Origin of the sequence: Pseudomonas sp. Irchel s3f10 (genome assembly GCF_900187515.1) — a bacterium.
Lineage (GTDB): Bacteria > Pseudomonadota > Gammaproteobacteria > Pseudomonadales > Pseudomonadaceae > Aquipseudomonas > Aquipseudomonas tensinigenes.
The window spans coordinates 182,631-206,136 of the sequence record NZ_FYDZ01000004.1; the positions used below are offsets into that span (position 1 = coordinate 182,631).

Below are 23,506 nucleotides of genomic sequence, written 5' to 3' on the forward strand. Positions count from 1 at the left end.
CTCCGCGAAGGGCGGCCAGTTTACCCAAGTCGAAACAAAACGGCCCGGCAAAAAGCCAGGCCGGTGAGTCAGTCGTGTTTTTTCATCAGGTGCGGGGACATGTTCAGTTCCCGCGATTGCCGTGCGCGACGGCGGCAGCGGCGCCACAGGGCGACACCGAAATACAGAAACAGCAAACCGACCGCCAGAATGATTGCCGAGCCCATCGGCGTAGCGTTCAAGTCACCGAGCGCCGGCGGGCGTCCGAGCAGGCTGGCCGCCCCGGCCATCGCCAGCAGCACGCCGAACGTCGCCAGAATGGCGGCGATCGCTGCGCCGAATCGAAAACGCCAGTTGCTTTGGCCTTTGGGCCGCAAGCGGCGTGCGTCAAATCCATCGGATAACTTCATTCCGACCTTCCTCAATGGGTATCGGCCCTTCGACCGGGAGTTGACCGGGTTGTTCCTGAGGCTATGGCATTTGCGGCAAATGAGAGGATTTTGCAGATGAGCGGCGCCGCGAGCCGCCCATCAGAGCCGATCAGATCAGGTCTTGCGTCAATGCCAGCGTGGCGAAATTGTCCGCCATGATCGCCATTTCGGCTTCCTGCACCACGGCGGCGCTGAGCACGCGGCCCTTGAACGGCAAGTCGCGGGTGGCGCAGGCGTCTTCCACCAGAGTGCAACGGAAGCCCAGGTTCTTCGCTGCACGTACGGTGGTGCTGACGCTGGAATGGCTCATGAAACCGCAGACGATCAAGTCCAGCGAGCCAAGGTTTTGCAAACGATCGAGCAGCTCGGTGCCGTGGAACGCGCTCGGCAGCAGTTTGCCAATAATGGTTTCATCACCTTGTGGCTCAAGGCCGGGGATGAATTCGCCGCGTTCGCCCTGCGGGTCGAACAGGCCACCGACGGTGCCGAGGTGACGCACGTGCACGATCGGCCGACCGGCTGCACGGGCTGCGGCAACCACTTGTTTGATGTTCGCGACGGCCGCGTCCATGCCGCTCAGGGCCAGCGGGCCACTGAGATACTCTTTCTGGGCATCGATGATGACCACGGTGGCATGGCTCAGTGTGGCCGCTGCATAACCGCGACCGCTGAGTTGAAACATCGTTTTTGGAACGGACATTCTGGGGCTCCTTGGGGTGGGGCTTTTGCGACATTGTCCTCTGGCTGAGCGGTTCTGTGAATCGCTACCATCGTAGGCACCGTCGTTATTGGCCTGCAGCCTTGTCAAGTTACACGTTCTGTTCAATAGCTGATGCAAAAAACAGAAAACTCCTACCGTCGCTGCGATGTTTTTCCTGCGTCGTCGTCAGGCGTTTTGGCTGGTAGAATCGCCAGTCGTTTTTTCTGGAGTTCTGCCCCGTGATCACTTCCCGACTTCGTACCCTGCGCGACCACATCCGTTGGGCCGTCAGCCGCTTCCATGGGGAGGATCTGTTTTTCGGCCATGGCACCGACAATGCCTGGGACGAAGCGCGGCAACTGGTGCTCGGCGCTTTGCACCTGCCGTGGGAAATCGCCGACAGCTACCTCGATTGCGCGCTGGAAGACGATGAGCTGGTCAATTTGCAGCGTTTGCTCAAGCGCCGTATCGAAGAGCGCATTCCCACCGCTTACCTGTTGGGTGAAGCGTGGTTCTGCGGCATGTCGTTTATCGTCGATGAGCGTGTGTTGATCCCGCGTTCACCGATTGGCGAACTGATCGAAAACCACTTCGCCCCGTGGATCGGCACCGAACCTGCGCGCATTCTCGACCTGTGCACCGGTTCCGGTTGCATCGGTATCGCCTGCGCCTACGAGTTCCAGAACGCCGAAGTGGTGCTGGCGGATCTGTCGTTCGAAGCGCTGGAAGTGGCCAACCAGAACATCGAGCGTCATGGCGTCGATGAGCGCGTTTACACCGTTCAGGGTGATGGTTTCGATGGTTTGCCGGGTCAGCGTTTCGACCTGATCGTGTCGAACCCGCCTTACGTGGATGCGGAAGATTTCGCTGACATGCCGGACGAATATCAGCATGAGCCCGAGCTGGGTCTGGCCTGTGGCGATGATGGTCTGAATCTGGTTCGACGCATGCTGGCTGAAGCGGCCGATCATCTGACCGAGAAGGGCTTGTTGATCGTTGAAGTGGGCAACAGTCAGGTACACGTTGACGCGCTGTACCCGGAAGTCGATTTCGCCTGGCTCGAATTCGAGCGCGGCGGGCATGGCGTGTTCATGCTGACGGCGGAGCAGTGCCGCGATCATCAGGCGTTGTTCGCTTCCCGCGTCTGACCCGTTAAAAGCAAAAGATCGCAGCCTTCGGCAGCTCCTACAGGGATTACCGCATTCCAGTGTAGGAGCTGCCGAAGGCTGCGATCTTTTGATCTACCGGTGTGTGGCGATCCAGATCAACAACCCCGCCTGAAACACCGCAAACGCCACCAGACAGGTAATGGTGAAACGCAGCCCAGCGTCTTCACGCTTGAACTTGCTGACCTTGTCTTCCTGCTTCTTCAGCTTCACTTCCTGCTCGGCCAGATTCTGCTCGGCCTGCTGAAGCATCTGCGCCGCTTCAAGAATTTCGACGATCTGCAGCTTTTCGCTGTTCCAGTCACCTAGCAAATCGCCAACCTGCACTTCCTTGACGCTACCCTTCAAATGCTGGGCATCGGCGTACACCACATCAAACCCGTGCACGCGCAGGAAATGATCGCGACGCAGGCGCGTGTCTTCGTTCAGCGCATCCTTGTTGTTCAAGTCCATGCCGTCGACGGTGTAGGTCGGCCAACGCTTTTTCGCCCAATTGATGCCTTGCGCGGCCATGTAACGGCCGATGCCACGGTTCATCGGTTCGATCTGCAAGCCGCTGTCGGGGCCGAAGTGCACACGCTTGGTGGTGTGATCGACCCACACGTCCAGCTGATTCTGCTCTTTGCGCACACGCTGGCCGGGCAGTTTGATCGTCATGCGCATCAGGCTTTTTTCTTTGCTGTTGCGCTCGGCATAGCCGAATTCGACGAAGCGCAAGGGGCGTCCGCCGGTGTTGCGGTCGGTTTGCAGCGGGGCCAGGCGGAGCATCTTGTGGTGCTCGACGTGGACATCCGCCCACGGCAGCTCGACCGCTGGCGGTGCGTCTTTTTCAGCGGTGGTGTCGGGTGAAGTCTGGGTATCAGTCATAACGGCGAGATCCTGTCCAAGCCCTGCTTGTCGCCAGCCGTTGCGCTGGCGACAAAGGCTTATCGGCCGTTTTTTGCAGGACTAGAGGGCAAACAACGCTTAACTGGCGCGAAGTCCGTCAATAAACTCAATGATCTTCGCGCCGAGTTCCGCCGCCAGTGGCAAATTTGGATCCTTGTACGAAGCCAATTGCCGCTTCATATCGTTGTGGACGATGCGCATGACGTGGTTCATGCCGTCGATCACCGCCAGTTCGGCGTCGGGTTTGGCGGCCTTTAGCGCTTGCGCATCGCCAACGCCGACCTGCATGTCGTTGCTGCCCTGAACGATCAGCGCCGGCATCTGCAGTTGCGCGAAGGCTTTCGCCGGGTCCTGACGGAACAGCGAAATCAGATACGGCTGCACGCTCGGGCGGAAAATCACCTGCAACGGTTGCGGCACATTGTCATCGGTGTGGCCAGCCTTGAGGCTATCGAGCAATTCATTGCTGCGCAGCATCAGCGGTGGCGGCAGGCTGCGGGCCAGTTGTTCGCGGATCACCTGATCGACCGGGCGGGCGCTGCCGGACAGGGAAATCACCGCCGCCGCATCGACTTTCGGCGCGGCGAGGCTGGCAATCAGCGCGCCTTCACTGTGGCCGAGCAGGATCAATTTGCCGAAACGCGGGTCGGCTTTGAGCTTCTGCCCCCACGCCACCGCGTCCGCCGCGTAGGCTTCCACCGACAAATTGCGCTCATCCGGCGTCGCCGCCAGGCTCGCAGCCACCCCGCGTTTGTCATAACGCACGCTGGCGATATTGTGTTTAGCCAGCACCCAGGCCAGGCGCTTGAGGCTGTCGTTGCGCCCGCCGTCGGGGTTGTTTCCGTCGCGATCCGTAGGACCCGAGCCAGAAATAATCAGGACAACCGGCACCGGGTTGTCAGACTTTGGCAGCAGCAGCGAACCGAAAAGTTCGCCGGTGCCGGTATCCAAAGTAACCGGGCGTTGTAGGACCGTCGCTTGGGCAAAGCCCGTAAAGAGGGTAAGACTCAAGATCAAAACTCGCAGCATCATCACGCCATCATTCGCCAAGGTGCCGGTTGGACTCGCCAGCACCACTAAGGTTCGAGGATGAACTACTCGGTTAGCCTGCGTATACTGGCGCGCATCACGAATTTGGGTTTGATTTCACGGAGCGTCCTGCATGTCCGGCAATACCTACGGCAAGTTGTTCACTGTCACCACCGCTGGCGAAAGCCATGGTCCGGCGTTGGTCGCCATTGTCGACGGCTGCCCGCCGGGCCTGGAGATCTCCCTCGAAGACCTGCAGCGCGACCTCGATCGCCGCAAGCCCGGCACCAGCCGCCACACCACCCAGCGCCAGGAAGCCGACGAAGTCGAAATCCTCTCTGGCGTGTTCGAAGGGCGCACCACCGGTTGCTCGATCGGCCTGCTGATCCGCAACACTGACCAGAAGTCCAAGGACTACTCGGCGATCAAGGATCTGTTCCGCCCGGCCCACGCCGATTACACCTACCACCATAAGTATGGCGAGCGCGATTACCGTGGCGGTGGCCGCAGCTCGGCGCGCGAAACCGCGATGCGCGTGGCGGCCGGTGCGATTGCCAAGAAATACCTGGCAACCCAAGGCATCGTCATCCGTGGCTACATGAGCCAGCTCGGCCCGATCGAAATCCCGTTCAAGACCTGGGATTCGGTGGAAGAGAACGCCTTCTTCAGCCCGGATCCGGACAAAGTCCCTGAGCTGGAGGCCTACATGGACCAATTGCGCCGCGACCAAGACTCGGTCGGCGCAAAAATCACCGTCGTTGCCGAAGGCGTGATGCCCGGTCTGGGCGAGCCGATTTTCGATCGTCTCGACGCTGAACTGGCGCATGCGCTGATGAGCATCAATGCCGTCAAAGGCGTGGAAATCGGCGCCGGTTTCGCTTCGGTTGCCCAGCGCGGCACCGAACATCGCGATGAAATGACTCCGGAAGGTTTCCTCAGCAACAACGCGGGCGGCATCCTTGGCGGTATTTCCTCCGGTCAGCCGATCGTTGCCCATTTGGCGCTGAAGCCGACGTCGAGCATCACCACCCCGGGCCGTTCGATCGATATCCACGGCAATCCGGTCGATGTGATCACCAAGGGCCGTCACGACCCGTGCGTCGGCATCCGCGCCACGCCGATTGCCGAAGCGATGATGGCCATCGTGCTGATGGATCACTTGCTGCGTCACCGTGGCCAGAACGCCGATGTGCGCGTGAGCACGCCGGTGCTGGGTCAGCTTTGATGGCAGGCCTGAAAGCCGTCGCGGCATAACCGTGGCGGCGCTCCCTTACTGGCGGCTGTCCAGTTTCTATCTGTTCTATTTCGCCTTGCTCGGTTCGACAGCGCCGTTTCTGGCGCTGTACTTCGATCACCTCGGCTTCAGTCCGGCGCGGATCGGTGAGCTGGTCGCCATCCCGATGCTGATGCGCTGTGTGGCGCCGAACATCTGGGGCTGGCTCGGCGATTACACCGGCAGACGCCTGGCCATCGTGCGCTTCGGCGCGCTGTGCACGCTGCTGACGTTTTCGCTGATTTTCGTCAGCAAGACCTACGCCTGGCTGGCGATGGTCATGGCGCTGCATGCGTTTTTCTGGCACGCGGTGTTGCCGCAATTTGAAGTGATTACGCTGGCGCATTTGCAGGGGCAGACCTCGCGTTACAGCCAGATTCGTTTGTGGGGCTCGATCGGTTTCATCATTACCGTGGTGGCGCTGGGGCGCCTGTTCGAATGGCTCAGCCTCGACATCTACCCGGCGGCGCTGGTGCTGATCATGGCCGGCATAGTCCTCAGCAGTTTGTGGGTGCCGAATGCGCAACCGCCGCAAGGCAATCGGCCGAGCGGCGAGGGTTTCCTCAAGCAACTGCGCAATCCCGGCGTGCTGGCTTTTTACGGCTGCGTGGCGCTGATGCAAACGAGCCACGGCCCGTATTACACCTTTCTGACCTTGCACCTGGAACGACTCGGTTACACACGCGGCACGATCGGCATGCTCTGGGCCGTGGGTGTGGTCGCCGAAGTGCTGATGTTCATGGCGATGAGCCGGATTCTTGCGCGGTTTTCCCTGCGCCGCGTATTGATGGCAAGTTTTCTGCTGGCGGCGCTGCGCTGGTTGCTGCTAGGTTCGTTCGCCGAGTTCCTGTGGGTGCTTTTGTTTGCACAGGTGCTTCATGCGGCGACCTTCGGCAGTTTTCACGCCGCTGCCATCGCCTTCGTGCAACGTAGCTTCGGCGCGCGCCAGCAAGGGCAGGGCCAGGCGTTGTACGCCGCACTGGCCGGCACCGGCGGTGCGCTCGGCGCGTTGTATTCCGGTTACAGCTGGAATGCCCTCGGCGCGACATTGACCTTTAGTATTGCCAGTCTCGCGGCGCTCGCTGCTGCCGTTATCATTGCCACACGTATGCAAGAGGACAGGCCATGAGCCTTACGCGTGAACAACTCGCCCAGCAAATCGTCGACGCCGGGCGCTTTCTTTATGGTCGCGGCTGGTCGCCGGCCACCAGCAGCAATTATTCGACGCGCCTGTCGGCCAGCGAAGCGCTGCTGACCGTGTCGGGCAAGCACAAAGGCCAGTTGGGTCTGGACGATGTGCTCGCCACCGACCTTTCCGGCAACAGCCTGGAGCCAGGCAAAAAGCCGTCCGCGGAAACCCTGCTGCACACCCAGCTGTATAGCTGGCGGCCGGAGATCGGCGCAGTGCTGCACACCCATTCGGTGAATGCCACGGTGCTGTCGCGCCTGACCCCGCAAGACTTTATCGAGTTCGAAGACTACGAATTGCAGAAAGCCTTCAGCGGCATCTCGACTCACGAATCGCGGGTGCGCGTGCCGATTTTCGACAACGATCAGGACATTGCGCGCCTCGCCGCCAAGGTGCAGCCTTGGCTCGACACCCATCCCGATTGCGTCGGTTATCTGATTCGCGGCCACGGCCTCTACACTTGGGGCGCGCAGATGAGCGACGCGCTGCGGCAGATCGAGGCCTTTGAATTTCTGTTTGAATGCGAGTTGAAAACCCGCAGCGTCATGAACCGCCAAGGCTGACTTCACCAGAAGTAGCCCATTTGCCTGATGAAATGCTGTGCCCGACCGGTCTGCAAGAACCGGACGGCAAGGCCGATACCGAGGAATTGCCCCAATGAGCAGCCTGTCCGTCTATCACGTTTCCAGCCCCGACATTCCGAACAAGGTGCTGACCCATTTCGAAGACATCGCCTCGACCCTGGCCGAGCAGGGCGTGCGCTTCGACCGCTGGCAAGCCGCCGCAAAGATCCAGCCCGGCGCCACCCAGGAAGAAGTGATCAGCGCCTATAAAGAGCAGATCGACAAGTTGATGACCGAACGCGGTTACATCACCGTCGACGTCATCAGCCTGAACAGCGATCACCCGCAAAAAGCCGAATTGCGCGCCAAGTTTCTCGAAGAACATCGCCATGGCGAAGACGAAGTCAGATTTTTCGTCGCCGGCCGTGGCCTGTTTACCTTGCACATCGATGATTACGTCTACGCCGTACTCTGTGAGAAGAATGATCTGATCTCGGTGCCGGCCGGTACCAAACACTGGTTCGACATGGGCGAGCATCCGCACTTCGTGGCGATTCGTCTGTTCAACAACCCGGAAGGCTGGGTTGCCAATTTCACCGGCGAAGACATCGCCGGTCGTTTCCCGCGCCTGGAGGACTGATTCGATGTCGATCAAAGCCATTGTTACGGACATCGAAGGCACTACCAGTGCGGTGAGTTTCGTCTTCGACGTACTGTTTCCATACGCGGCCAAGCATCTGCCGGATTTCGTCCGCCAGAACGCCGAACGCGCCGATGTCGCCGAGCAACTCGACGCCGTGCGCCGTGACAGCAACGCACCGCAGGCCGATGTTGAACGGGTTGTCGAGATTCTCTTGAGCTGGATCGAAGAAGATCGCAAAGCCACGCCGCTCAAGGCCTTGCAAGGCATGGTCTGGGCCCAGGGTTATCACGCCGGGCAGTTGAAAGGGCATGTTTATCCGGATGCCGTTGAAGCGCTAAAACGCTGGCACGCGGCGGGTTATCAACTGTTTGTGTACTCGTCGGGATCGATCCAAGCGCAGAAGCTGATTTTCGGCTGCTCGGAGGCGGGGGATCTGACGCCGCTGTTCAGTGGTTATTTCGACACCACGTCGGGACCCAAGCGTGAGGCGCAGTCCTACACCAATATTCAGCAAGCCATCGGCGTCGAACCCGAAGAAATCCTGTTCCTCTCGGATATCGTCGAAGAGCTCGACGCCGCGCAAGCAGCCGGCCTGCAAACCTGCGGCCTCGCCCGTGAAGGCGGCGAGCTGGGCAGCCACATCACCGTCGACACGTTCACCGGCATAGAACCCGAAGCCTTCTAACCCACACAAATCAAATGTGGGAGCGAGCTTGCTCGCGAAGGCGGAATATCAGATAAAAAATTTCTCCCTGACACACCGCTTTCGCGAGCAAGCTCGCTCCCACAGGGGATTGGCGTCAGGCACAAAAAAACAGGCCGTGAAGCGCATGCTCCACGGCCTGTTTCGTTTAAAGCGGTTTAAGCGTTACAGCGAGTGATAAGTCGGCAGCGCAAAACGCTGCTGGCTCTGCAGCATGGCAATTTGCGGCAGTTCACTGGCTTGTTCAGCCAGGTCGCGGCGAATTGCACTGATCGCCCACGACAATTGGTCGCCGGCATGCAGTTGCTGATAGGTCAGTGCGCGTTTGAACACTTTGCCGTCGCTGCTGCGCAGGGTCAGCAGGATCCCGCCATCGGGACGTGGCGCAGTGGTGACGTCGAAGTTGGAGAACAGGGAGGTAAATTTTTCTTGGATCAGGCTCATGTCTTTCAGCTCCGTATGCACTTGAATGGCAAGCATGCAGAGGAGGTTGCAGCGATTGTGCCAGCATTTGAAAATAATAAATTCCTTGTAAATCAATGAGTTAAAAAATATGAAAATTCCAGGCGTCGTGCAAACTGCATGAATGGCCATCGTGCATCCTGCATTTTGCGGGATCGTTGTCGAAACAACGGAACCAATCGCTTACCCGATGATCATCGCCGCCGTCGGCCGATCAGCGGATACAAAACATTGCAAAAACCGCGTGTACAGCCCGAGAAGCGCTGACGTATTTTCGATCTCGACCCGCGCTTGAGTGCGCTGGTTGCTTCAAGCCAAAGCCCGAAAAATAAAAACATCGACCTGCACGCCAAGGTCGGACGGGGAGCTTTCATGAGCCACGCGCCAAGCGACACGATTACCTGGGGCATGATGCTCCGCAAACTGCCGATGATTGCCAAAGCCATTCCGCGAGTGGTCAAGGGCATGAAGGTCGCCAATGTCACGGATCCGACCCAAAGCTGTGGCCTTGGCTGGACATTCGAACAAGCGACGCTGCGCAATCCCGAGGGCCCGGCGTTACTGCAGGGCGATGTGCGGCTGACCTATGCGCAGGTCAACCAGTGGGCCAACCGCATCGCGCACTATCTGAACGGGCAGGGCATCGGCAAGGGCGATGTAGTCGCGGTGTTTATTGAAAACCGCCCGGAATTGCTGGTGACCATTCTGGCGCTGGCCAAGGTCGGCGCGGTCAGCGCGCTGCTCAATACCTCACAGACTCGCGACACGCTGATCCACAGCGTGAATCTGGTGGCGCCGGTAGCGATTGTGGTCGGCGAAGAATTGCTTCCGGCTTATGCGGCGATTCGCGAGCAAGTGGCGATTACCGCGCCGCGCACCTGGTTTGTCGCCGATCAGGACACCTATAGCCATCCGGGCATTGCGCCCGAAGGCTACGTCAATCTGATCAGCGCCAGTGCCGATGCCTCCAGCGAGAATCCACCGAGCAGCCAGCAGGTGTTTTTCGACGATCCATGTTTCTACATATACACCTCGGGCACCACGGGCCTGCCGAAAGCCGGGGTGTTCAAACATGGTCGCTGGATGCGCAGTTCCGCCAGTTTCGGCATGATCGCCCTCAATATGGGCCCCGACGATGTCGTCTACTGCACCTTGCCGCTGTATCACGCCACCGGTCTTTGCGTGTGCTGGGGCTCGGCAGTCAACGGCGCCTCGGGCTTCGCGATTCGTCGCAAGTTCAGCGCCAGCCAGTTCTGGAACGACGTGCGTCGTTATCGCGCGACCACCATCGGTTATGTCGGCGAGTTGTGTCGTTATCTGGTCGATCAACCGGCCAGCGCCGATGACAGTCGGCACGACGTGCGCAAGATGATCGGCAACGGCTTGCGTCCCGGCGCCTGGGCCGAATTCAAGACCCGTTTCGCCGTCGAGCACATCTGCGAGCTGTATGCGGCGAGTGACGGCAATATCGGTTTCACCAACATCCTCAACTTCGACAACACCATTGGCTTCTCGCTGATGGCGTGGGAGCTGGTGGCCTACGATCATGACCGCGGTGAACCGCTGCGCAGCGCCGACGGTTTCATGAGCAAGGTTGGCAAAGGTGAGCAGGGCCTTTTACTCGCGCGGATTGACGAAAAAGCCCCGCTGGACGGTTACACCGATCCGCAAAAAACCGCCAAAGTTGTCCTTCACGACGTGTTTAGCAAAGGCGATCGTTTTTTCAACACTGGCGATCTGCTGCGCAACATCGGTTTTGGTCACGCGCAATTTGTTGATCGCCTCGGTGATACGTATCGCTGGAAGGGCGAAAACGTCTCGACCACTGAAGTCGAAAACCTGTTGCTGCAACACCCACACATCTCCGAAGCAGTGGCTTATGGCGTGGAAATCCGCAATACCAACGGCCGTGCCGGGATGGCGGCGATAACGCCTGCCGAATCCCTTGCGACGCTGGATTTCGCCGAGTTGCTGACCTTTGCCCGGGAGCGTATGCCGGCCTATGCCGTGCCGTTGTTCCTGCGAGTGAAGGTCAAGATGGAAACCACCGGCACCTTCAAATATCAGAAAACCCGCCTGAAAAATGAAGGCTTCGACCCCGGCCAGACGGGCGATGACCCGATTTACGCCTGGCTGCCCGGGACGCAGACTTATGTTCGGGTCACTGACGACGTATTGGCCGAAATTCATCAGGGCAAACATCGTTATTGAATCTGGCTATGAGACGGCTTGAGAAAAAGGGGGTGACAGCCACCGTCGCGCTCGGGAAACTGTCGGCTTTCCGATTGACCGAAAGTGGAGTTGCCCCATGTCCGACCAAAGCCGCCAGATGACCCCTGAAGAAGCTGCCGAATTCACCGAGCAGGTTTTCAACAAGGCGCGTGACGGTGATGCTGAGATGCTCGATCGCCTGGTCAGCGCCGGTTTGCCGGTCAACCTGAAAAATAGCAAGGGTGACACGCTGCTGATGCTGGCGAGCTACTACGGCCATGTCGATGCGGTGAACGTGCTGCTTAAACACAAGGCTGACCCGGAAATGCGCAATGGCAACGGCCAGAGTCCGATTGCCGGTGCCGCATTCAAAGGTGACCTGGCGGTGGTCAAGGCGTTGGTCGAGGCGGGTGCCGAGATCGAAGGCTCGTCGTTTGATGGGCGTACCGCGCTGATGATGGCGGCGATGTTTAACCGTGTTGCAATCGTTGAATACCTGATCAGCAAAGGCGCCAACGCGCAGGCCAAGGACGCCAACGGCGTGACCGCGCTCGACGCTGCACGGACGATGGGCGCGGTTGATACCACTGCGCAGCTGGAAAAATTGTTGGGTTGATAAGATCAGAAGATCGCAGCCTGCGGCAGCTCCTACACTGATTGCGTTTGTGGCCCGTTTCGCGGTCGAACGCTGAACTTGTAGGAGCTGCCGCAGGCTGCGATCTTTTGCTTTGTGCGCTATCCTCCGCGCCCTCGAAATTCACCTTCGCCACAGGATCCGCCCTCATGAAAGCCGCACTCGTCGAACTCATCAGCAAAATCAGCTCCGGCTGCATGGGCGAGGACGAGATCGTGAAAGTCGCCGACGAAGCGGCGCAGGCCTACGGCGATGCTGATGCCTTTCTGGCAGCCAACCCCGACATCAACTACGACGACACCTTTCCGATTCCGCTGGGCGAGTGGGTGGTGGTTGGCAGTCTGCCGGAAACCGTGCTGTTCCAGGCTGACACCTACGTTGACCTGTTCGCGCAGATCGTTGCCTCGTTCGGCCCGGGTGTGGATTTCAACCTCAAACCAAAGCAACTGGCCAAGACCGAAGCGCTGGTCGCACTCAACCGCATCCAGGTGCAGATGAGCAGCATGAACAAGGAAAACGGCGGTTACACGCTGATGAACTTCAGTCAGTTGCTCGACGACGAGCTGCAGATGGTTTTGGTCTACGGCAACGACGTGCCACGGGTACTGGAGTTGTGCGCCGAAGTCGGCATCGCCGCCGCGCCATCGCTTGAAGCCCTGAAGATCGCTGTTCACGTCTGAACGCAATAAAAGGGAACCCTGCGCGCGACCGTCTATCCTAAAAGTGCATGCCACTATTCTGGAGCGACACCATGGGTTCCACGTTCAACGGTCTGATCGGCCTGATCATCCTTGCCCTCGACATCTGGGCCATCATCAACGTGTTGAAAAGCGGCGCGACCACCGGGATGAAAATCGTCTGGGTGCTGCTGATCATCCTCCTGCCGGTGCTGGGCCTGATCATCTGGGCGATTGCCGGACCGCGGGGCAACGTGCGGATCTGACACTGATCCCGAGAACACCGCAATACCCTGTAGGAGTGAGCCTGCTCGCGATAGCTATCCGTCAGTCAATGAGTCAGTGACTGAAAAACCGCTATCGCGAGCAGGCTCACTCCTACAAGGGATTGCGGGTTGCCGATGAAGTGAGGTTCGACCTGTCATCTTCGGCAACGTAGAATGCGCGCCTTTCCCGGGCAATCGTCCCCACGATTGACGCCCGCGCATTCACCGGAGCACTTCACCATGACCGTCACCAAAACCAGCGAGTACCTGGAAACCCTCTACGAAGGCTACGGCCAGCGTTTTCGCATGGAAAAACTGCTGCACGAAGTGCGCACCGAACACCAGCATCTGGTGATTTTCCAGAACCCGCGCATGGGTCGTGTAATGGCGCTGGACGGCGTGATCCAGACCACCGAAGCCGACGAATTCATCTACCACGAAATGCTCACCCACGTGCCGATCCTCGCCCACGGCAGCGCCAAGCGCGTGCTGATCATTGGTGGCGGTGACGGCGGCATGCTTCGTGAAGTGACCAAGCACGCCGGTGTCGAGCACATCACCATGGTCGAGATCGACGGCACCGTGGTCGACATGTGCAAAGAGTTCCTGCCGAACCACTCCAGCGGCGCCTATGACGATCCACGCCTGAACCTGGTGATTGACGACGGCATGCGTTTCGTCGCCACCACCACGGAAAAATTCGACGTGATCATCTCCGACTCCACCGACCCGATCGGCCCGGGCGAAGTGCTGTTCTCGGAAAACTTCTACCAGGCGTGCCACCGCTGCCTGAACGAGGGCGGCATCCTCGTGACCCAGAACGGCACGCCGTTCATGCAAATCGACGAAGTGAAAACCACTGCCGGTCGCCTGAACAGCCTGTTCCCGGACTGGCACTTCTATCAAGCGGCCGTACCGACCTACATCGGCGGTTCGATGACATTTGCGTGGGGCTCGACCAACCCGGCCTACCGCAAGCTCAGCCGTGAAACTCTGCAACAGCGCTTCATCGGTAGCGGCATCGTCACCCGCTACTACAACCCGGAAATCCACATCGGCGCGTTCGCCTTGCCGCAATACGTGCTGCAAGCGATCAACAAGCCAAGCAACGACTAAAAGAACACCGCAATACCCCCTGTGGGAGCGAGCCTGCTCGCGAAGGCGTCAGGTCAGTCAAGGAATATGTTGACTGGACAGGCCCCTTCGCGAGCAGGCTCGCTCCCACATTAGTTTGCGCCACACGATAGATATCGTTTTTTTCATCTTTGTCCGCTGTAATCCTTTTGAACCAACTTTCGGCGTTCACAGTCGAGATAGTGGTAAGCCCATTTGCGGGTTTGATCGAGGAGGCACCGATGCAAAAGTGGAAAGTCACTTTCGTGGACGATCATGGTGAAATTGTCGATGAGGTGTTCGAGCGCGCGGAATGCCCCAGCGACGATGAGGCCGCTCGATTGATCAAGGAACGGCTCCTGCCCGTCGCCGCCAAACTGGATCTCAACGATCTGGAAGGGCGAACCCCCGATGCTGGCGTCAAAAGCCTCGAAACCCAAAACAGCATCAAGATCCGCAGCATCACTCCAATCTGAAAATCTTCCTTCATCCGAAGCAACCAGGCCTTGGCAGCGGCTCTAACTTGGGGCTACTCTGCAAGCGAGATCAGCGAACGGATCGCTAAGGTCTGGTCTTGTCAGCTACATGCTTGTTCCCGCGTGCAACCACGTTGCCGTCGTACTTTGGCCTAAGGCCCGGGGCGGGAATACGGAAAGTCTATCCATCTATGCGAGGGGGACGATTCATGAGCACAGCCTATCAAGAAGACATCAGCAGCAATGTTCTGCGCCGCATGAAAGAAGGCGGTTTCGATTTTTCCCGATTCCATCCCATCGAGTTCTACGCGATTTTCCCGGACGAGGAGCGGGCGCGCAGGGCGGCAGGCAAATTTCGCGGTGAATCCATCAATGCCCAGGTCAGCGTGCGTGATGACGGTGCGTGGGCGCTGGAATTGAGCAAAGTGATGTACGCGACCTACGACGATATCGGCGACTTCGAGCAGGGTTTCTCTGCCGTGGTTGAACCTCTGGGCGGCATTATCGAAGGCTGGGGTGTGAAACAGGAGGTGCGCAACCGCCACCGTTTGAACTGATCTCTCGTTTCATTTGTTGAACAACGGCTGACCTTCGGGTTGGCCGTTGTCATTTCCGGCGTAAGCAAAACCCTGAAACAAGAAACCGAGGCAAAAAAAAGCCACCGGAGAGGGTGGCTAAAAGGGAAGACCGATAAGGAGAGGAAACCGGTCAGGGTTAAAGCGGGGCGGGCTGCGAGGGCAGTCCAGGTCAGTTGAGCTGGCGGCTTCGCGGCGCTGTGCGCGGGGAAGTTTTGCAGCGGATGCGCGGATTATCCGCAGGCAGCGCCGGGCAGTGAAATCAACTCTGACTATGCTGGTGATAGGCGATGCAGTGCGTCGCAATGAAGCGGGGGCAATCCGGCTGGGGCAATTGCCGCACAGGAATGGTGCGGTGCTTGCGGTGTGTATTTCCAACCGATTGAAATCAAAGCGTTTATGCCGATGGCACGGGCCTTGCGAAGGCCTGTATGTCCGGGTGACAAGGAGTACGGCATGATCCGCACCTATTTTGATGAGATGTACGATGCCGGCGGCCAGGTTCGCCCGCATTATCGGGAGTTCGCCCGCTGGCTGGCCGACACGCCTGACGAACTGCTGGCCCAACGGCGACGCGAGGCTGACTTGCTGTTCCATCGCGCCGGGATCACTTTCACGCTCTATGGCGACGAGCAGGGCACCGAGCGCCTGATTCCTTTCGACACCATCCCGCGCAGCATTCCCGCCAGCGAATGGCGAATCGTCGAGCGCGGCTGCATCCAGCGGGTCAAGGCATTGAATATGTTTCTCGCCGACCTCTATCACGAGCAGCGCATCATCAAGGCCGGGATCATTCCTGCCGAACAGGTGTTGGCCAACGAGCAGTATCAGCTGGCGATGCAAGGCCTGGATCTGCACCGCGATATCTATTCGCACATCTCCGGCGTCGATCTGGTGCGCGATGGCGACGGCACCTATTACGTACTTGAAGACAACCTGCGCACCCCGAGCGGCGTGAGCTATATGCTCGAAGACCGCAAGATGATGATGCGCCTGTTCCCGGAGCTGTTTGCCGCGCAGCGCATTGCGCCGATCGATCACTACCCGAACCTGCTGCTCGACACCCTGAAAAGCTCAAGTCCGATCGACGACCCGAGCGTCGTAGTGCTGACGCCGGGTCGCTTCAACAGTGCATTCTTCGAACACGCGTTTTTGGCGCGGGAAATGGGCGTGGAGCTGGTCGAGGGCGCGGATCTGTTCGTGCGTGACGACAAGGTCTTCATGCGTACCACCGACGGCCCGAAAGCGGTGGACGTGATCTACCGCCGCCTCGACGACGCGTTCCTCGATCCGCTGGCGTTCAATCCCGACTCGATGCTCGGTGTGCCGGGGCTGCTGTCGTCCTATCGCTCCGGCAACGTGGTGCTGGCCAACGCCATCGGCACCGGTGTGGCGGATGACAAATCGGTGTATCCGTTTGTTACCGACATGATCCGTTTTTATCTCGACGAAGAACCGATCCTTAAGAACGTGCCGACCTGGCAGTGCCGCAATCCGTCTGAACTTTCCCATGTGCTGGCCAATCTTCCAGATCTGGTGGTCAAGGAAACCCAAGGCTCGGGTGGTTACGGGATGTTGGTGGGGCCAGCATCGACGAAGGCCGAAATCGACGCCTTCCGCGAGCGCATCAAAGCCAAGCCACACGCGTACATCGCGCAGCCGACGTTGTCGCTGTCGACCTGTCCGACCTTTGTCGAAAACGGTATCGCGCCGCGCCATATCGACTTGCGTCCGTTTGTGCTGTCCGGGCGCGAAACACGCGTGGTGCCCGGCGGTTTGACCCGTGTCGCGCTGCGCGAAGGCTCCCTGGTGGTGAATTCCTCCCAGGGCGGCGGAACCAAGGACACCTGGGTGGTCGAGGATTGAAGGAAGCTTGCCATGTTAAGTAGAACTGCCTCGGATCTGTATTGGATGTCGCGTTACCTGGAGCGGGCGGAAAACCTCGCCCGGATGCTCGACATCAGTTACTCGCTGTCGTTGATGCCGCAGGACGGTCGCGGCGACGGTTTGCACGAATTGGCCATGCCGCTGCTGATCACCGGCACCCTCGACGATTATCTGGAACGTCACGGCGCGCTGCATGCCGAGCGCCTGCTGCACTTTTTTGCCCTCGACGCCGCCAACCCGGCGAGCATCTACAGTTGCCTCGGCGCGGCGCGGGCCAGTGCGCACGCCGTGCGCGGGCGCATCACGGCGGACATGTGGGAGAACATCAACTCGACGTGGCTGGAGATTCGCGGGATCGCTGAACAGGGCCTGAGCCGCTACGGCATGAGCCGTTTCTGCGAATGGATCAAGGAGCGTTCGCACCTGTTCCGTGGTGCGTCGTACGGCACGATCATGCGTAATGATGCGTTTCGTTTCATTCGCCTCGGTACGTTCATCGAACGCGCGGACAACACCCTGCGATTGCTCGATGCCCGCTATGAAATGGCTGGCGATCAGGCTGAAGCGGTCAGCGATGGCACCGCCCACGCCTATTACCAATGGAGTGCGTTGCTAAGGGCCTTGTCGTCGTTTGAGGCGTACACCGAAATCTACCGCGATGCGCCCGGCGCCCGGCATGTTGCCGAGTTGCTGCTGTTGCGCGCCGATGTACCGCGCTCACTGCGGGCCTGCACCGAAGAGATCGATCAGATTCTCGCGCAGTTACCCGGAGCCAACGGTCGACCGGCGCAACGTCTGGCGGCAGAGATGGACGCACGCTTGCGCTACACCGGCATCAACGAAATTCTCGAGGAAGGCCTGCACGCGTGGCTGACCGAATTCATCCCGCTGGTGCGCCAGTTGGGCAACGCCATTCACAGTTCCTACCTGGAGGCTGCATGAGACTTTCCATTAGCCACGAGACCACCTATCACTACGAAGATCAGGTGCGGGCGAGCATCCAGTACCTGCGACTGACACCTCACGACAGCGAGCGTCAGCACGTGTTGAGCTGGCAACTCGACCTGCCGCGCCCGGTGCGCGCGCAACTCGATCCGTTCGGCAACATCCTGCACGTGCTGACCATGGATGAACCGCACGAAGCGATCATCATCGGCGCGCGCGGCCAGGTTGATATCGATGAGTTGCGCGAGGCCGAGCATGAGAGCCAGTCGGCGCTGCCGTTCCTGCGTTTTACCCGGCTGACAGAGGCAGATGAGGCGTTGCGCGCGTTTGCCGAGAGGTCCTGCAAACAGCGGCGCGATCGCACCGCGCTGATCGATCTGATGCACGGTTTGAATCAGCAGATGACCTACACGCCGGGTTCCACCGAAGTCGACACCAGCGCGGCGGAAGCCTTCGCCGGGCGTGCCGGGGTTTGTCAGGATCACGCTCATGCGTTTCTGGCTTGCGCACGCAGCCTCGGGATTCCGTCGCGTTATGTGTCGGGCTATTTGTACAGTGAGGATTGCGAGCATCTGGCCAGCCACGCTTGGGCAGAAGCCTGGCTGGATGACGCTTGGTACAGCTTTGACGTGACCAATCAACTGGCGCGGCCGGAGCGGCACTTGAAACTGGCGGTGGGCCTCGATTATCTGGATGCCTGCCCGGTACGCGGCATGCGCCGGGGCGGTGGGTGTGAGCAGATGCATGCGAAGGTGTTCGTCTCGCCAACGCCGATCATCTCCGTCCAACAACAGTAACGGGTTCACGCATAACCCATGTAGGAGTGAGCCTGCTCGCGATAGCGGTCTGACAGTTACAAATGTCCTGACTGATACACCGCTATCGCGAGCAGGCTCACTCCTACAAGGAAATATGTTCAGGGCTTAACTTTGCGTCCGGCCATGTGCTTGAGATATCCCACCAGCAATTCCAGATCCCCATCCGGCAACACCTCTACCGAAAACCCCGGCATCTTCGCCTGCGGCCACTGGCGCAAACTCTGCGGATCACGAATGTAGCGCTTGAGGAAATCCGCGCCGAAATACTCGGTCGGGTTATACGGAATATTCAGATCCGGCCCGAATTGCGCGTCCCCCGCACCGTTTAATCGGTGACAGGCCAGACAGTTTTTCTGAAACAGCGCAAACCCTTGGTTCACCTGGTCATCCGCCTTCAACGCAGGATCCGGCAGCAGGGCAGGGAAGCGCTCGGCCACCGGCGCCATGCGCTTGATGCTCGTGACCTGGAATGGCCATTGCTCCGGGCTGATATTGCCCGCCTGCGGATCGGTCCAGACCAGATAAAACGGCCCGGCGCTGTGCTTGCCTTCCGACAGTGGCGGCCATGGTTGAGCCGGATCTTCGATGGCCAGCCAGGCCCGTGCGCCTTTTGCGTTGAGCAGCGGCGCAGCAGCCAGTTCCGCGGCAAACCCGTCCAGTGCCACCGCTTGCAGGTGATCTTGCGGTTTGATCCCGGTCAGCAGCGCGGCCACGGGCACGGCGCGATAGGTCATGTCCTTCTTGTAGGACACATCGTTTTTGATCGTGAGGGTTTGTATCTGAGGATGCTTGAGTAATTCCTCGGTCTGCCAGGTGCGGCTGCTTGCACCCAGTTGCAAATCCAACTGTGCGGCAGACAAGGGCATGCTCAGCAGCATGGCCCCGAACACAATGAGCGCTTTCAAATGATCGCCGTCCATGTCGTGGGAGTGCGCAAAGGTTGGCACAGCCACGCTGGCCCGGGTAGCGGGCCAGTCACATTTTCTGTGGCGATAAACAGCACCTGCCGCTTGGTTCAGCCGATGACCTTGGTCAGATTCGGCAAAATCAACAACAGCGTCGTGGCGAAAAGAATGAGCCCTGCTTGACGTACTTTCGGTTGTTTGAACATGGCTTGACCGCCTTTATTGTTATTTCCTGATGCTTGCCTGCATATCCATGACGGCACGCGTTGCACTTCCTGTTGAAGAACGCCTGCCTCGGCAAAACCCGACGACCATGACGTACATGTTCTACATTAGGGGCCACGTCACGCTTGGCTTAGATCCATTTCGTATGGAGTGCTGGGAAACTGCGATTAAAAAGGCATGAGGCGTAATGCCAGCTTCTTTGCCGCCCGCTGGCTAGACAACTCGCCGACCTGAACCGGTTCACCCGCTGGCCAATGACCGTCCGTCTGAGCGGGTGCGTCAAGCGCATTGAGCGCTGTGGTCATTGAATCCGAGAGCGCTCGGGCGAAGAGTGGAGGCAAGAAACCACTCCACGCACAGGTTCGAGGACGTCATGACCCAAGCTTTGATATTCGATGCGTTACGCACGCCCCGTGGCAGAGGCAAGGCCGATGGCGCTCTGCACAGCGTTAAACCGGTGAATCTGCTGGCCGGTCTGCTGACCGCGCTGCAGGAACGTACCTCGCTGGACACCAGTCAGGTCGATGACGTGGTGATCGGCTGCGTCACGCCGATTGGCGATCAGGGCTCGGACATCGCCAAAACCGCCGTGCAAGTGGCCGATTGGGACGTCAGCGTCGCGGGTGTGCAGATCAACCGTTTCTGCGCCTCGGGACTGGAAGCGGTCAACCTCGGCGCGATGAAAGTGCGTTCGGGCTTCGAAGACCTGGTGGTGGTCGGTGGCGTCGAGTCGATGTCGCGGGTGCCGATGGGCAGCGATGGCGGCGCCTGGGCGCTGGACCCGCAAACCAACCTGCACAGCCACTTCACCCCGCAAGGTGTTGGCGCGGACCTTATCGCCACGCTGGAAGGCTTCAGTCGTCAGGACGTCGATGTCTACGCCTTGCACTCGCAACAGAAAGCCGCACGGGCGCGGGCTGACGGCTCGTTCAACAAGTCGCTGGTGCCGGTGCAGGACCAGAACGGCATCATCCTGCTCGATCATGATGAGTTCATTCGTGCCCAGTCGACTCTGGAAGGCTTGGGCAAGCTCAAACCGAGTTTCGAAATGATCGGGCAGATGGGCTTCGATGCGACGGCCTTGCGGGTCTACAGCCACGTCGAACGAATCAACCACGTGCATACACCGGGCAACAGTTCCGGAATCGTCGACGGTGCCGCGCTAATGCTGATCGGCTCCGAAGCCAAAGGGCGGGCGCTGGGCTTGCAACCGCGGGCGCGCATCGTCGCCACGGCGGTCACCAGCACCGATCCGACCATCATGCTCACCGGCCCTGCACCAGCCACACGCAAAGCGCTGGCCAAGGCCGGGCTGCGCGTCGAGGACATCGACCTGTTCGAGGTCAACGAAGCGTTTGCCTCGGTAGTGCTGAAGTTCATCAAGGACATGGCCGTCGACCCGGACAAGGTCAATGTCAACGGCGGCTCCATCGCCATGGGCCACCCGTTGGGCGCCACCGGTTGCGCGATCCTCGGCACCCTGCTCGATGAACTGGAAGCGCGACGCCTGCGCTATGGCCTGGCGACGCTGTGTGTCGGCGGCGGCATGGGCATTGCCACCATCATCGAACGCCTCTGAGCCCCGAATTCAAGGAACCGTGTTATGAGCGAAGCCATTCGTTACGAAAAAGGCCAGGACGCTATCGTCGTGCTGACCATCGACATGCCGGGCCAGAGCGCCAATACCATGAACGCCGTGTACCGCGAGGCCATGGCCGCATGCGTGGCCCGGTTGGTGGCGGAAAAAGACAACATTGCCGGGGTGATCATTACGTCGGCAAAGAAAACCTTCTTTGCCGGCGGTGACCTGAATGAGTTGATCAAGGTCGGCAAACCAGAAGCCAAAGCCTTTTATGACATGGTGCTGACTCTCAAGGGGCAATTGCGCACTCTGGAAACCCTCGGCAAACCGGTGGTCGCGGCGATCAACGGCGCGGCGCTGGGCGGCGGTTGGGAAATCTGCCTCGCCTGTCATCATCGCGTGGCTTTGGATGATGCGGCGGTGCAACTCGGTCTGCCGGAAGTGACCCTTGGCCTGTTGCCGGGCGGTGGCGGAGTAGTACGGATGGTGCGCATGCTCGGCATCGAGAAAGCGCTGCCGTATTTGCTTGAAGGTAAAAAGGTGCGGCCGCAACAAGCGTTGCAGGCGGGTCTGATCGATGAGTTGGCGACGGATCGCGATGAATTGCTGGCCAAGGCGCGCGCCTGGATCGTTGCCAATCCGACGGCAGTGCAGCGCTGGGATGTGAGGGGCTATCAGATTCCGGGCGGCACGCCGTCGAATCCGAAAGTCGCGCAGATGCTGGCGATTGCGCCGTCGATTCTGCGCAGCAAGACCCAAGGGACACTGCCGGCGCCGGAGAAAATCCTCTGCGCGGCAGTCGAGGGCGCTCAGGTCGATTTCGACACCGCGCACCTGATCGAAACCCGTTACTTCACTGAACTGACCACCGGGCAGATCTCGAAAAACCTGATCGGCACATTCTGGTTTCAACTCAATGAGATCAACGCCGGTGGCTCGCGGCCGCAGGGCTTTGCGCCCTATAAGACGCAGAAGGTCGGCGTGCTCGGCGCCGGGATGATGGGCGCGGGGATTGCGTTTGTCAGCGCTTCTGCGGGTATTGAAGTGGTGCTCAAGGACGTCAATCTGGATGCCGCCGAAAAAGGCAAAGCACATTCTGCGGCGTTACTGGACAAGAAAGTCGCTCGCGGACAGATGGATGCTGCGAAGCGTGATGAGGTGTTGGCGCGGATCAAGCCGTCCGAAAGTGATGCCGACCTCGCGGGTTGCGATCTGATCATCGAGGCGGTATTTGAAGATCGCGATCTCAAGGCCAAAGTCTCTTCTTCAGCCCAGCGGGTGGTGGGTGCCGAAGCCGTGATCGCGTCGAATACCTCGACGCTGCCGATCACGGGGCTGGCGACGGCGGTGCCTGATCCTGGCAAGTTCATCGGACTGCATTTCTTCAGTCCGGTGGAAAAAATGCCGCTGGTGGAAATCATCAAAGGTGCGCAGACCAGCGACGAAACCCTCGCCCGAGGTTTTGATTTCGTTCTGCAAATCAAGAAGACGCCAATCGTGGTCAACGATAGTCGCGGCTTCTTCACCTCACGGGTGTTCGGCACTTTCACCAACGAAGGCATCGCCATGCTCGGCGAGGGCGTAAGTGCGCCGATGATCGAGACCGAAGCGCGCAAGGCCGGGATGCCGGTCGGGCCTCTGGCGATCTCCGACGAAGTTTCCCTCAGCCTGATGAGTCATATCCGCCAGCAAACTGCCAAAGACCTACAGGCAGAACGGAAGCCGCTGATTGAGCACCCGGCCTTCGCCGTGATTGACTTGCTGCTTCACGAATACAAGCGTCCGGGCAAAGCAGCGGGAGGCGGTTTCTATGATTACCCGGCGGGTGGCCAGAAACATTTGTGGCCAGAACTGAAGGCGCGCTTCGAGCAGCCCGACGGGCAGATTTCGCCCATGGATGTGCGTGATCGGCTGTTGTTCGTGCAGGCCATCGAAACCGTGCGCTGTGTGGAGGAGGGCGTGTTGACCTCGACGGCGGACGCCAACGTCGGCTCGATCTTCGGTATCGGTTTTGCGCCGTGGACTGGCGGTGCGTTGCAGTTCATCAACCAATACGGAGTGAAGGATTTCGTCGCTCGCGCGCAGTATCTGGCCGAGCAGTATGGCGAGCGTTTCGCGCCGCCAGCTTTGCTGCTGGATAAAGCGGCAAAAGGTGAAATGTTCTAA

The 23,506-nt window shown here is 59.4% G+C and carries 24 protein-coding genes; 18 read left to right on the plus strand and 6 right to left on the minus strand.

The window, feature by feature from the left end:
• Positions 1 to 68: 68 nt before the first annotated feature.
• Positions 69 to 389 carry a hypothetical protein gene (locus tag CKW17_RS12245; RefSeq protein ID WP_007914024.1) on the minus strand — a complete coding sequence of 107 codons (321 nt, stop codon included), beginning with the start codon at positions 387 to 389 and terminating at the stop codon, positions 69 to 71.
• Between the two features lie 130 nt (positions 390 to 519).
• Positions 520 to 1,110 (minus strand): cysteine hydrolase family protein, encoded by a 591-nt coding sequence (locus CKW17_RS12250; RefSeq protein WP_007914026.1) that lies wholly within the window; start codon positions 1,108 to 1,110, stop codon positions 520 to 522.
• A gap of 239 nt (positions 1,111 to 1,349) precedes the next feature.
• On the opposite strand from CKW17_RS12250, the gene prmB reads away from it, so the two are divergent.
• The gene (gene prmB, locus CKW17_RS12255; protein ID WP_007914027.1) at positions 1,350 to 2,258 is read left to right on the plus strand and encodes a 50S ribosomal protein L3 N(5)-glutamine methyltransferase; all 909 of its coding nucleotides are present in this window, start codon (positions 1,350 to 1,352) and stop codon (positions 2,256 to 2,258) included.
• A 93-nt stretch (positions 2,259 to 2,351) separates the two neighbouring features.
• On the opposite strand, the gene CKW17_RS12260 is transcribed toward prmB, so the two are convergent.
• Positions 2,352 to 3,143: a hypothetical protein gene (locus CKW17_RS12260; protein ID WP_095120012.1), complete on the minus strand. Its 792-nt coding sequence runs from the start codon at positions 3,141 to 3,143 to the stop codon at positions 2,352 to 2,354.
• A 99-nt stretch (positions 3,144 to 3,242) separates the two neighbouring features.
• Positions 3,243 to 4,196 carry an alpha/beta hydrolase gene (locus CKW17_RS12265; RefSeq protein ID WP_095120115.1) on the minus strand — a complete coding sequence of 318 codons (954 nt, stop codon included), beginning with the start codon at positions 4,194 to 4,196 and terminating at the stop codon, positions 3,243 to 3,245.
• A 130-nt stretch (positions 4,197 to 4,326) separates the two neighbouring features.
• Between CKW17_RS12265 and aroC the strand changes: the two genes are divergently transcribed.
• The 5 genes from aroC (at position 4,327) to mtnC (ending at position 8,546) form a co-directional block, all read left to right on the plus strand.
• Positions 4,327 to 5,418, plus strand: a complete 1,092-nt coding sequence (gene aroC / locus CKW17_RS12270; protein WP_007914036.1) for a chorismate synthase — start codon at positions 4,327 to 4,329, stop codon at positions 5,416 to 5,418.
• A 31-nt stretch (positions 5,419 to 5,449) separates the two neighbouring features.
• On the plus strand, positions 5,450 to 6,595 hold the full coding sequence (locus CKW17_RS12275; protein WP_095120013.1) for an MFS transporter: 1,146 nt from the start codon (positions 5,450 to 5,452) through the stop codon (positions 6,593 to 6,595).
• Positions 6,592 to 7,218, plus strand: a complete 627-nt coding sequence (locus CKW17_RS12280; RefSeq protein ID WP_095120014.1) for a methylthioribulose 1-phosphate dehydratase — start codon at positions 6,592 to 6,594, stop codon at positions 7,216 to 7,218. Before CKW17_RS12275 ends, CKW17_RS12280 begins: the two co-directional genes overlap by 4 nt.
• A 94-nt stretch (positions 7,219 to 7,312) precedes the next feature.
• Positions 7,313 to 7,858, plus strand: a complete 546-nt coding sequence (locus CKW17_RS12285) for an acireductone dioxygenase (protein ID WP_007914042.1) — start codon at positions 7,313 to 7,315, stop codon at positions 7,856 to 7,858.
• A 4-nt stretch (positions 7,859 to 7,862) separates the two neighbouring features.
• Positions 7,863 to 8,546 carry an acireductone synthase gene (mtnC, locus tag CKW17_RS12290; RefSeq protein WP_095120015.1) on the plus strand — a complete coding sequence of 228 codons (684 nt, stop codon included), beginning with the start codon at positions 7,863 to 7,865 and terminating at the stop codon, positions 8,544 to 8,546.
• 183 nt (positions 8,547 to 8,729) lie between these two features.
• On the opposite strand, the gene CKW17_RS12295 is transcribed toward mtnC, so the two are convergent.
• Positions 8,730 to 9,008 (minus strand): DUF3509 domain-containing protein, encoded by a 279-nt coding sequence (locus CKW17_RS12295; protein WP_008080936.1) that lies wholly within the window; start codon positions 9,006 to 9,008, stop codon positions 8,730 to 8,732.
• 390 nt (positions 9,009 to 9,398) lie between these two features.
• Here CKW17_RS12295 and CKW17_RS12300 point away from each other — a divergent pair, with 390 nt between their 5' ends.
• The 10 genes from CKW17_RS12300 (at position 9,399) to CKW17_RS12345 (ending at position 18,607) form a co-directional block, all read left to right on the plus strand.
• Positions 9,399 to 11,237 carry a long-chain-acyl-CoA synthetase gene (locus CKW17_RS12300; RefSeq protein WP_095120016.1) on the plus strand — a complete coding sequence of 613 codons (1,839 nt, stop codon included), beginning with the start codon at positions 9,399 to 9,401 and terminating at the stop codon, positions 11,235 to 11,237.
• Between the two features lie 97 nt (positions 11,238 to 11,334).
• Positions 11,335 to 11,853 carry an ankyrin repeat domain-containing protein gene (locus tag CKW17_RS12305; protein WP_095120017.1) on the plus strand — a complete coding sequence of 173 codons (519 nt, stop codon included), beginning with the start codon at positions 11,335 to 11,337 and terminating at the stop codon, positions 11,851 to 11,853.
• Positions 11,854 to 12,020: 167 nt separating this feature from the next.
• Positions 12,021 to 12,551, plus strand: a complete 531-nt coding sequence (locus CKW17_RS12310) for a hypothetical protein (protein ID WP_095120018.1) — start codon at positions 12,021 to 12,023, stop codon at positions 12,549 to 12,551.
• Between the two features lie 71 nt (positions 12,552 to 12,622).
• On the plus strand, positions 12,623 to 12,814 hold the full coding sequence (locus CKW17_RS12315; RefSeq protein ID WP_007914053.1) for a PLDc N-terminal domain-containing protein: 192 nt from the start codon (positions 12,623 to 12,625) through the stop codon (positions 12,812 to 12,814).
• Positions 12,815 to 13,054: 240 nt separating this feature from the next.
• Positions 13,055 to 13,930, plus strand: a complete 876-nt coding sequence (speE, locus tag CKW17_RS12320; RefSeq protein WP_016982904.1) for a polyamine aminopropyltransferase — start codon at positions 13,055 to 13,057, stop codon at positions 13,928 to 13,930.
• 239 nt (positions 13,931 to 14,169) lie between these two features.
• Positions 14,170 to 14,403, plus strand: coding sequence for a hypothetical protein (locus CKW17_RS12325; protein WP_041068889.1), 234 nt, complete (start codon positions 14,170 to 14,172; stop codon positions 14,401 to 14,403).
• 209 nt (positions 14,404 to 14,612) lie between these two features.
• Positions 14,613 to 14,960, plus strand: coding sequence for a ribonuclease E inhibitor RraB (locus CKW17_RS12330; protein WP_007914059.1), 348 nt, complete (start codon positions 14,613 to 14,615; stop codon positions 14,958 to 14,960).
• Positions 14,961 to 15,434: 474 nt separating this feature from the next.
• Positions 15,435 to 16,844, plus strand: coding sequence for a circularly permuted type 2 ATP-grasp protein (locus CKW17_RS12335; protein ID WP_007914061.1), 1,410 nt, complete (start codon positions 15,435 to 15,437; stop codon positions 16,842 to 16,844).
• Between the two features lie 12 nt (positions 16,845 to 16,856).
• A complete protein-coding gene (locus CKW17_RS12340) occupies positions 16,857 to 17,807 on the plus strand; it encodes an alpha-E domain-containing protein (protein ID WP_016982907.1) in 951 nt (316 codons plus the stop codon).
• Positions 17,804 to 18,607, plus strand: coding sequence for a transglutaminase family protein (locus CKW17_RS12345; RefSeq protein WP_095120019.1), 804 nt, complete (start codon positions 17,804 to 17,806; stop codon positions 18,605 to 18,607). Before CKW17_RS12340 ends, CKW17_RS12345 begins: the two co-directional genes overlap by 4 nt.
• Positions 18,608 to 18,726: 119 nt before the next feature.
• Here CKW17_RS12345 and CKW17_RS12350 read toward each other — a convergent pair whose 3' ends face one another.
• A complete protein-coding gene (locus CKW17_RS12350; RefSeq protein WP_095120020.1) occupies positions 18,727 to 19,548 on the minus strand; it encodes a cytochrome c in 822 nt (273 codons plus the stop codon).
• 583 nt (positions 19,549 to 20,131) lie between these two features.
• On the opposite strand from CKW17_RS12350, the gene CKW17_RS12355 reads away from it, so the two are divergent.
• The gene (locus CKW17_RS12355) at positions 20,132 to 21,337 is read left to right on the plus strand and encodes an acetyl-CoA C-acetyltransferase (RefSeq protein WP_095120021.1); all 1,206 of its coding nucleotides are present in this window, start codon (positions 20,132 to 20,134) and stop codon (positions 21,335 to 21,337) included.
• Between the two features lie 24 nt (positions 21,338 to 21,361).
• Positions 21,362 to 23,506: a 3-hydroxyacyl-CoA dehydrogenase NAD-binding domain-containing protein gene (locus CKW17_RS12360; protein ID WP_095120022.1), complete on the plus strand. Its 2,145-nt coding sequence runs from the start codon at positions 21,362 to 21,364 to the stop codon at positions 23,504 to 23,506.